This is a genomic window from Gammaproteobacteria bacterium, from assembly GCA_009838035.1.
GTDB lineage: Bacteria > Pseudomonadota > Gammaproteobacteria > Steroidobacterales > Foliamicaceae > Foliamicus.
Window position 1 is genome coordinate 42,297 of record VXSK01000019.1, and the last position, 8,770, is coordinate 51,066.

Annotated in this window: 9 protein-coding genes; 6 read left to right on the plus strand and 3 right to left on the minus strand. The window is 65.2% G+C overall.

The features are described from left to right. The first annotated feature begins 10 nt into the window (after positions 1-10). Genes F4Y72_08585 through lptB form a run of 5 tightly spaced genes read left to right on the plus strand, consistent with a single transcriptional unit; the run spans position 11 to position 3,452 of the window. Complete coding sequence (locus tag F4Y72_08585) at positions 11-982, plus strand: KpsF/GutQ family sugar-phosphate isomerase (GenBank protein ID MXZ28344.1); 972 nt, start codon at positions 11-13, stop codon at positions 980-982. Further along, a complete protein-coding gene (locus F4Y72_08590; protein MXZ28345.1) occupies positions 982-1,488 on the plus strand; it encodes an HAD hydrolase family protein in 507 nt (168 codons plus the stop codon). The genes F4Y72_08585 and F4Y72_08590 overlap by 1 nt, the downstream gene beginning before the upstream one ends. Beyond that, positions 1,458-2,129 carry an LPS export ABC transporter periplasmic protein LptC gene (gene lptC / locus F4Y72_08595; protein ID MXZ28346.1) on the plus strand — a complete coding sequence of 224 codons (672 nt, stop codon included), beginning with the start codon at positions 1,458-1,460 and terminating at the stop codon, positions 2,127-2,129. Before F4Y72_08590 ends, lptC begins: the two co-directional genes overlap by 31 nt. Beyond that, entirely contained in the window at positions 2,104-2,721 is a 618-nt protein-coding gene (locus tag F4Y72_08600; protein MXZ28347.1) for a hypothetical protein, read from the plus strand. Before lptC ends, F4Y72_08600 begins: the two co-directional genes overlap by 26 nt. Next, positions 2,721-3,452: an LPS export ABC transporter ATP-binding protein gene (gene lptB / locus F4Y72_08605; protein ID MXZ28348.1), complete on the plus strand. Its 732-nt coding sequence runs from the start codon at positions 2,721-2,723 to the stop codon at positions 3,450-3,452. Before F4Y72_08600 ends, lptB begins: the two co-directional genes overlap by 1 nt. Positions 3,453-3,518: 66 nt before the next feature. Here the strand turns inward: lptB and secA are convergent, their stop codons facing one another. Together secA and F4Y72_08615 are read right to left on the minus strand one after the other, a co-directional pair. Then, positions 3,519-6,254 (minus strand): preprotein translocase subunit SecA, encoded by a 2,736-nt coding sequence (gene secA / locus F4Y72_08610; GenBank protein MXZ28349.1) that lies wholly within the window; start codon positions 6,252-6,254, stop codon positions 3,519-3,521. Between the two features lie 229 nt (positions 6,255-6,483). Further along, entirely contained in the window at positions 6,484-7,368 is an 885-nt protein-coding gene (locus F4Y72_08615) for a peptidoglycan DD-metalloendopeptidase family protein (GenBank protein MXZ28350.1), read from the minus strand. Between the two features lie 30 nt (positions 7,369-7,398). On the opposite strand from F4Y72_08615, the gene F4Y72_08620 reads away from it, so the two are divergent. Next, the gene (locus F4Y72_08620) at positions 7,399-7,701 is read left to right on the plus strand and encodes a hypothetical protein (GenBank protein ID MXZ28351.1); all 303 of its coding nucleotides are present in this window, start codon (positions 7,399-7,401) and stop codon (positions 7,699-7,701) included. Here F4Y72_08620 and F4Y72_08625 read toward each other — a convergent pair. Further along, entirely contained in the window at positions 7,685-8,641 is a 957-nt protein-coding gene (locus F4Y72_08625) for a UDP-3-O-acyl-N-acetylglucosamine deacetylase (GenBank protein ID MXZ28352.1), read from the minus strand. The genes F4Y72_08620 and F4Y72_08625 overlap by 17 nt on opposite strands. Positions 8,642-8,770 lie beyond the last annotated feature (129 nt).

Consider the following 8,770-nt stretch of genomic DNA (forward strand, 5'->3'; position numbering starts at 1 on the left):
ATGCCAGCCCATGCCTGAGAAGACACGTTTCATCGAGGAGGCGCGCCGGGTTCTGAGAATGGAAGCCAGGGCCGTGGCGGATCTCGAAGAGCGGCTGGGCGAGGATTTCGCCACCGCCTGCGGGCTATGCCTGGAAACCGAGGGCCGTGTAGTGCTTACCGGCATCGGGAAGTCGGGCCATATCGCCGGCAAGATCGCGGCCACCCTGGCCAGTACCGGGACGCCGGCATTCTTCATGCATACGGGCGAGGCCGGCCACGGCGATCTGGGCATGATCGCGCCGGAAGACATCGTGATCGCGTTGTCGAATTCCGGCGAAACCGAGGAAATCGTCCGCCTGCTTCCGATGCTGAAAAGCGCAGGCGTTCCGTTGATCGCGATGACCGGTCAGGAGGATTCGACGCTGGCCCGCCACGCCACGGCGGTCCTGGACGCGCAGGTGCGGGAAGAAGCCTGTCCGCTGAACCTCGCACCCACGTCCAGCACGACTGCGATGCTGGCGCTCGGCGACGCGCTGGCGGTTGCCCTGCTCGAGGCGCGCGGCTTCACTCCCGAGGAGTTCGCCCGCACCCATCCGGGCGGGCGGCTGGGACGGCGCCTGCTGGTGCCGGTATCGGAAGTGATGCGCACCGGCGCCGAAATCCCGCAGGTGGCTCCGACCGCCACGCTCGCCGAAGGACTGCTGGAAATGAGCCGCAAGGGCCTGGGTATGACCGCGATTACCGATGACAGCGGGCGCCCCCTCGGAGTATTCACGGACGGCGACCTGCGCCGCGCCATGGATCGCGAGGTTGATCTCAGGAAGACCCGCATGGCCGATGTCATGACCCGGGGAGGGCGCTCGGTGGCGCCGGACCTTCTGGCTTCGGCAGCGGTCACGGAAATGAAACAGAGCAGGATCACGGCGCTGATGGTCGTGGCGGATGGTTTCCTCGTTGGCGTATTCAACATCCACGACCTGATGCGGGCCGGCGTGGTCTGATGCGCCCGCCTGTGTCCCTGCGCGATCGGGCTGCCGGTATCCGCCTGCTGGCGCTGGACGCCGATGGCGTGCTGACCGACGGGCGAATCTTCATCGCGGATGCGAGCCGGAGCGAGTGGACGACCGGATTCTCGGTGCGCGACGGCTACGGTATCCGTGCCGCAATGCGGGTCGGCATCGAGGTAGCGGTGATCTCAGGCCGGGACAGCTACGGCTTGCGATTGCGATTGAGCGAATTGGGGATCCGGCACTTTTCGCTGCGGTGCAGGGACAAGCAGGCGGCGCTCTCGAGTCTGCTGGGGGAACTCGCCCTACGGCCCGATCAGGCCGCATTCGTCGGCGACGACGTGGTCGATCTTCCGGCCATGCGGCTGGCCGGACTTGCCGTTGCCGTGGCCGACGCCCATACCGAAGTGCGGGACGAAGCGGACTGGGTGACCTCCCTGCCGGGAGGGCATGGGGCCGTTCGCGAAGTATGCGACTTCATGCTGGCGGCGCAATCATGAGCCGGTTGCGCCGCCATGTACCGACGCTGCTCCTGCTGGGCCTGGCTCTCGCGAGCCTGCTGCTTGGCTTCCGGACCGAGTCCGTTTCCGGGCCGGAACAGGCAAGTCTTGCCGGTAACTATTTCTTTCGCGACGCACGGATGACGCTGGCCGGAGAGGACGGCCGGGCCACGCTTGTCGTGACCTCCGGCTCCGCTGTCCGATCCCAGCACGGCACTGCCCTGAGGATGGAGCCGGTATCGATCCGCCGGCGCGGTCCCCAGGCGTGGGAACTGGCGGCCGATTCCGCGGAAATGCCCGACGCAGACGCCGATATTGTTGCGCAAGGCGGCCTTCGCATGACCTTCGGGCCTACCGGGGACTGGGCCGCGACGGCCCGGCGCGCCACGTTCCCGCCCGACGGAACGAGCATCACGCTCACCGGAGACGTTCATGTCCACAAGCCCGAAGGAGGGGCGGGCGGATCGGCCATCTTCGGCGAACACATCATCCTTGAGCCGAGGGGCATGACGGCCCGGACCGACCGGCCGGTCCGGCTGCGGATCGGCGCTTTTGAATTTGAGGCGAACGGCCTTGACGCGAAAATCGGCGAGCAGATCATTACACTAGAGTCCGATGTACGTTCGATCGCCAATCCGTAACGCACTGCGACTCATCGTTCTGTCGGCGCTCCTGCTGCCGGTTGTGGCATATTCACAGGAAGGTTCCGGCGAACCGGAATCCAGGCTTCAGATCGACGCGGACGACGGACTGCACTACGACGCCGCTACCGGCCGCATGACCCTCACGACCGTCCGGATCAGCGAGGCGGGCTACGAAATCATCGCCGACCAGGCGGACAGCGACTCTTTCGACCTGACGAACGCAACCTGGAACTTCGTGGGCAATGTGCGCTTTCGCGCGCTGACGGCCAGCCTGACCTGCGATTCGGCCGAACTGCGTTTCGAGGAAAACCGGCTGAAGAGCGCCACCGTTCGCGGCGAGCCCGTGCGGATGCGCAATGAAGGAGACATCGTGATCGAAGGCAATGCCGCGACCGTGGAGTACGACGCAGAATCGCAATTGGTCCGCTTCATGGGCGAAGCGGTCCTCGAAACCCGGGCAAGCCGGGTCAGCGGCCAATCGATTGCCTACGATCTACGCAACGAAACCGTGACGGTCAATCCGCAGGACGGGGTACCGGTCCTGTTCACCTTCGACTTCTTCGCTTCCGACGAGGATGAAGAGCCTTAGTGCGTGACACGGCACTTAGAGCTGAGAGCATCTCGAAGCGCTTCGGCGAACGCCGCGCCGTCCGCGAGGCGTCCTTCGATGTCCGGGGCGGCGAAGTCGTGGGTCTGCTCGGCCCCAACGGCGCCGGCAAGACCACGGCCTTTTACGTCGTCGCGGGATTACTGAGCTGCGACACCGGCTGCGTGCGGTTGGACGGAGTCGACGTCACGGGATTCCCCGTTCATCGGCGAGCGCTTCTGGGATTGGGCTACCTTCCCCAGGAAGCCTCGGTTTTCCGAAAGCTGTCGGTGGAGCAGAACATACTCGCCATCCTTGAATTGCGGGCCGACCTGAAACGCGCGGACCGGAACGACGAGTTGAATCGCCTTCTCGACGATTTCCAGCTTCACGGCGTCCGCAAGTCGGTGGGCATCAGCCTCTCCGGCGGGGAACGCCGCAGGGTGGAAATCGCCCGAACCCTGGCGAGGTCGCCCCGCTACGTGCTGCTGGACGAACCCTTCGCCGGAATCGACCCGATCTCGGTGAACGAAATCCAGGGGATCATCGCCGAACTGGCCCGGCGCGGCATCGGCGTGCTGATTACCGACCATAACGTGCGCGAGACGCTGGGCATTTGCAGCCGGGGATATATCCTGCACGAGGGCGTTGTGATCGCGTCCGGCACGCCGGAGACACTGCTCGAAGACCCGAAGGTGCGTTCCGTTTATCTCGGCGAGTCCTTTCGCCTCTAGTCAGGTGGAGGGCGTCCCGCCCTTCACGAGGCCGGGACAGCCTCGTTCCCGGGGCCTTCCCCCGATTCAGGCGTCGGCGCTGATTGCGCCGTGGCAGCGTTTGTACTTCTTGCCGGAGCCGCAGGGGCACGGATCGTTGCGGCCCACCCGGGGCCGGGAGCGGCGATAGGTCTGGACCGGCGCCGGGGCCGCTGCGGGCGGGCGGCGGGGGCCACGGGCTGCGGGCGCCTGCGCGCGGGCAGGCTGGCGGGCGGCGGGAGCGGCCAGCGCCGAGGCTTCATCATGCTGCAGTTTCAGCTTCCTGCCCGGCGCGGGGGCTGGCGCGGCGGGCTTTTCCGAGGCCGAGAATTGCGCCCGGCACAGTGTCACCGTGACCTGTCTGGCCACCATGCCGAGCATTTCGGTAAACATCTCGAAGGCTTCGCGTTTGTACTCCTGCTTTGGATTCCTTTGCGCATAACCCCGCAGGTGGATTCCCTGGCGCAGGTAGTCCATGGCCGCCAGGTGTTCCTTCCAGTGATGGTCCAGTTGCTGCAGCAGAACCACGCGCTCGATATGCCGCATGACGTCGGGCGCGACCGATGCGGTCTTCTCGCGGTAGAGCCGGTCCAGCTCGCCGGTGACCCGCTCGGCTACGGCGTCCGGCGACAGTTCGGGGCTGGCCCGGAGCCATTCGGTGACCGGCGCATCGGCGCCCAGTTCCAGCGACAGGGCCTTCTCCAGCGAGGCCGGGTCCCAGTCCTCATCGGCGGTGTCATCGGGCATGTGCTGCGCCACCAGGTCCTGCACCATCTCGTCACGCATGCCCGCGACGATGTCGGTGACATCGCCCGAGCCCAGCAATTCGTCGCGCCGCTCGTACACGACCCGGCGCTGGTCGTTGGCGACGTCGTCGTATTCCAGCAACTGCTTGCGAACGTCGAAATTGTGCGCTTCCACCTTGCGCTGGGCGCGCTCGATCTGGCGCGACAGGAGCTTGCTCTCGATCGCCTCGCCTTCGCGCATGCCGACCGACGAGAGCATTCCCTGCGTGCGTTTCGGGTCGCCGAAAATCCGCATCAGGCTGTCTTCCAGCGAGATGTAGAAACGCGATGCGCCGGGATCGCCCTGGCGCCCGGAACGCCCACGCAACTGGTTGTCTATTCGCCTTGATTCATGGCGCTCGGTGCCCACGATGCGCAGCCCGCCCGCTTCGATCACTCGCCGGTTGCGCCCCTTCCAGTCTTCCCTCAGCGCCCCCTTTTCGCTGTCCGGAGCTTCGTCGCCGAGTCCCTTCAATTCGGCTTCGAGGTTTCCGCCCAGCACGATGTCGGTCCCGCGGCCCGCCATGTTTGTGGCGATCGTCACCACGCCCGGGCGGCCGGCTTCGGCGATGATCTGCGCCTCCCTGGCGTGATGCTTGGCGTTCAGGACCTGGTGGGGAATCCGCACGCCCTTCAGCATTCCGGACAGCAATTCCGAAGTCTCGATCGAGGCGGTTCCGACCAGTACGGGCTGACCCCTGTCCCTGCTTTCCTGAATGTCCTCGACCACCGCGTCGAATTTGTCGCTGGCGGTAAGAAAGACCAGGTCCGGATCGTCGCGGCGAATCATCTTCATGTGGGTCGGAATGACCACGACTTCCAGGCCGTAGATCTGCTGGAACTCATACGCTTCCGTGTCGGCGGTGCCGGTCATGCCGGCCAGCTTTTCGTACATGCGGAAGTAGTTCTGAAACGTAATCGACGCCACGGTGCGGTTTTCCTGGCGCACCGCCACCTTCTCCTTGGCCTCGACGGCCTGATGCAGCCCGTCGGACCAGCGCCTGCCCGGCATGGTGCGGCCCGTAAACTCGTCCACGATGATCACTTCGCCGTCGCGAACGATGTATTCCACGTCGCGCTTGAAGAGGTGGCGGGCCCTGAGCGCGGCGGTAAGGTGGTGCATGAGGCGCACGTTGGCCGCGTCGTAGAGGCTCGCGCCAGCCTCGATCAGCCCAGCGCCGGCCAGCAGCGTCTCGACGCGCTCGTGACCCTCGTCGGTCAGGTATGCCTGCTTGGCTTTCTCGTCGAGCGTGAAGTCTCCCGGCCCGTCCTCCTGCTCCCGCATTCTCAGGCGGGGCACGACCAGGTTCATGCGCCGGTAGAGTTCGGTGCTTTCTTCCGCGGGGCCCGAGATAATCAGCGGGGTGCGCGCCTCGTCGATCAGGATGGAATCGACCTCGTCGACTATGGCGTACCTCAGTCCCCGCTGCGCCTGGTCCTCGTCGCGCAGCGCCAGGTTGTCGCGCAGGTAGTCGAACCCGAATTCATTGTTGGTGCCGTAGCACACATCGCAGCGGTAGGCCTCGCGCTTTTCCTCGGGGGTCTGCTGGCTGACTACCACGCCCACCGTGCATCCCAGGAAACGGTAAACGGGCCCCATCCACTCGGCGTCGCGCCGCGCAAGATAGTCGTTGACGGTAACGATGTGTACGCCATCGCCTCCCAGGGAATTGAGGAAGGCGGGCAGGGTGGCCCCCAGCGTCTTGCCCTCGCCGGTGCGCATTTCGGCGATCTTGCCTTCGTGAAGGGCTATGCCGCCGATCAACTGCACGTCAAAATGCCTGAGGCCCAGGGTTCGCACGCTGGCTTCCCGCACCAGGGCATAGGCTTCCGGCAGCAGTTCTTCCGCGCCGTGTCCTTCACGCGCGCGGGCGCGCAGGGCCGCGGCGCGTTCTCTCAGCTTTGCGTCCGACGACTTCCCGAGCTCCGGCTCCAGCGCGTTGATGCGCCGGGCGACTTTCTCGTACCGCGACAGCATCCGCTGATTGCGGCTGCCCATGATCAATTGCAGCGGATTCACCGGCTAGGCTCCTGGTGTTCTCCTGCCGCGCTGTGTGCGCAGCCCTTCGATGCCCACTTCTTCCGGGGTGGATTCATGCAATCCACCATGAATACATCCGTGTAGCTTGCTCCGGTCTGCGCGCCAAGCCATTGGCACGCAGTGCCTCCAATACTCCCGGAAGAAGTGGGCATCGAAGGGCTAAATCAGTGGTAGCGTTGTGGCGGGTTCAGGGAGTTCTGCGGAGAAAATCAACCGGGTTCACGTTAGCGCCGTTGCGCCAGACTTCAAAATGCAGGCTGCTGCCGGTTACCCGCCCACTGTCGCCCATGCGGGCGATTTCCTGGCCTCGCTGCACGTAATCGCCCACCGCCACGAGATTGAGGGAATTGTGCGCATAGCGGGTGACGTAGCCGCCGGCGTGAGTGATTTCCACCAACTCCCCGTAACTGCCTTTGCGGCCCGACCAGGTGACGATGCCCGACGCCACGGCGTATATCGGGTCGCCCATGGCGCCGTCGATGTCCACGCCGTCGTGCCACTGCCGTTTGCCCGTAAAGGGATCCTTGCGAAAGCCGCGGTGCGAGGTGATCCGGCGCGTATCCACCGGCCAGCCCGAAGGCGCATACATGGATTCCGCGCCTTCCCGGGTAAGCGCGTCGGCCACGTCCTGCAACTCCCTGAACCGCTGGTTCATCCGGGCCGTCAGTAGGTTGAGCTCGGCGATCAGGTCCACACGTTCGCCTGCGCCGGCGCCCTCATAGCCCAGCGCCGGGTTGGGGATGTCGGCGCTCACCGGCTTGAACGGAGCCTCGCCGCCCATTTCCTCAAGCGAGGTCTGCCAGGTTTCCATCTGCACCAATGCCGCTTTCATTTCCTCGACTCGAACCGCCATCATGGCGATCCGGCGCTCCGCATTCGCGCGGGCCTCGGCAAATTCCGCGTTCTGCGCCACCAGCGCGGCCTGCAGCTTGTCCAGCCGGTCAACCACGGACGGCATCGCCCGGTCCTGCAACAGGCTCCCGGCGAAATAGCTTCCGGCCGAACAGGCAACCAGGGCGAAGGCCCAGATCAGGTTACGGTTCAGCAACAGGTTTCGGGTATTCAAGCTCATGGCAATATCGCAAGGTAAGGATTCTACGACATGCGCACCAATCGAACGCCGCCACGCAGGAGCCGCCCGGAAACTCTGGGGTCCGCGCTCGGCGATCTGTCGGAGCAGGCCCGCGACCAGGTGGCGCTGGCCAAGCTGCTGCGCGAATCGCTGCAACCCGGCCTGCGTGCAGGCTTTGCCGGCAGCGACCTCGATCCGGGTGGCACCCTGACGGTATTCGCCGCCGCTCCCGAATGGGCCGCCCGTCTCAGATTCGAGGCCGGCAACATGGAACAGGCCGCAGGCAACGGCGGCTGGCCGGTCAGGCGCGTTCGCATCAGGTTAGCCCTGTAAGACTGTCGAGCCGGCCGGCGGGCTCGGGCCTGCGCGACGCGCCCGCGGCGCAGGAGACTCCCGTTACCTCCTCCCAGGCCGAAGACCGCTGCATCAGTTCCATCATCAGGCGGGCGTTGAGGGTGTGGCCCGACCCGAAGCAGCGGTACCGGCCGATCAGGGGCCGGCCGAGCAGCGACAAATCGCCAACTGCATCCAGCAGCTTGTGCCGTATCGGCTCGTTCGCGTAGCGCAGGCCACCCTCGTTTACGACCCGGTAATCGTCGAACACCACGGCATTGTGCAATCCGCCGCCCAGCGCCAGGCCATGCCGGCGCATGGCCGCAACCTCGTGCAGGAAACCGAAGGTGCGCGCGCGGCTTATCTGTTCGACATAACCCCCGGCCGAAAACTCGAATTCGTGTGCCTGGCCGCCGCGAGCGAAAGCGGGATGGGCGAAATCGCCCCGGTAGGAAAGCGTGTAACCCTCGCCGGGCAAGAGCGCCGCCCAATGCCGACCCTGCTCCACCCGGACTTCCTCGAGCACCCGGATATAGCTCCTGGGCGTCTCCTGTCGCTCCACACCCGCTTCTTCCACGAGCAGAACGAAAGCCGAAGCACTGCCGTCCAGCGCCGGCACCTCCGGACCGTCCAGATCGACCCATGCGTTGTCGATGCCGGTTCCTGCCAGGGCGGACAGCAGATGCTCCACCGTCGCCACCCGTGCGTTGCCGTTCCCCAGCGTCGTTCCGAGCCGGGTATCAACGATGAAGTCGTGACGCGCCGGAATGTCCGGCGCGTCCGCAAGGTCCGCGCGCCGAAACACCACTCCGTTATTGGGAGCGGCGGGACGAAGTGTCATTTGCGCCTTTCGACCGCTGTGCAGACCTATGCCGCAAACCGTGACAGTGCCGCGCAGGGTTCGTTGCCGGACAAACTCTTGCCGGATGGAATCACCCATAAGCTACCGAATTATCGGCATTTTTCGGAATAAAGCAAGCTACGGGACCGGGCAGGCGCCAACTAAAGCCCTTCGTTCGTCCCCCTCCTCGTGGGAGCGTTGGAGTATCCATGTTGTCAAGCATGGGTA

What these genes read in the sequence shown, in the direction of transcription:
- F4Y72_08585 (MXZ28344.1), top strand. Translation starts at nt 11, where the DNA reads ATGCCTGAGAAGACACGTTTCATCGAGGAGGCGCGCCGGGTTCTGAGA.
- F4Y72_08590 (MXZ28345.1), top strand. Translation starts at nt 982, where the DNA reads ATGCGCCCGCCTGTGTCCCTGCGCGATCGGGCTGCCGGTATCCGCCTG.
- lptC (MXZ28346.1), top strand. Translation starts at nt 1,458, where the DNA reads ATGCGACTTCATGCTGGCGGCGCAATCATGAGCCGGTTGCGCCGCCAT.
- F4Y72_08600 (MXZ28347.1), top strand. Translation starts at nt 2,104, where the DNA reads ATGTACGTTCGATCGCCAATCCGTAACGCACTGCGACTCATCGTTCTG.
- secA (MXZ28349.1), bottom strand. Translation starts at nt 6,254, where the DNA reads ATGGGCAGCCGCAATCAGCGGATGCTGTCGCGGTACGAGAAAGTCGCC.
- F4Y72_08615 (MXZ28350.1), bottom strand. Translation starts at nt 7,368, where the DNA reads ATGAGCTTGAATACCCGAAACCTGTTGCTGAACCGTAACCTGATCTGG.
- F4Y72_08620 (MXZ28351.1), top strand. Translation starts at nt 7,399, where the DNA reads ATGCGCACCAATCGAACGCCGCCACGCAGGAGCCGCCCGGAAACTCTG.
- F4Y72_08625 (MXZ28352.1), bottom strand. Translation starts at nt 8,641, where the DNA reads ATGGGTGATTCCATCCGGCAAGAGTTTGTCCGGCAACGAACCCTGCGC.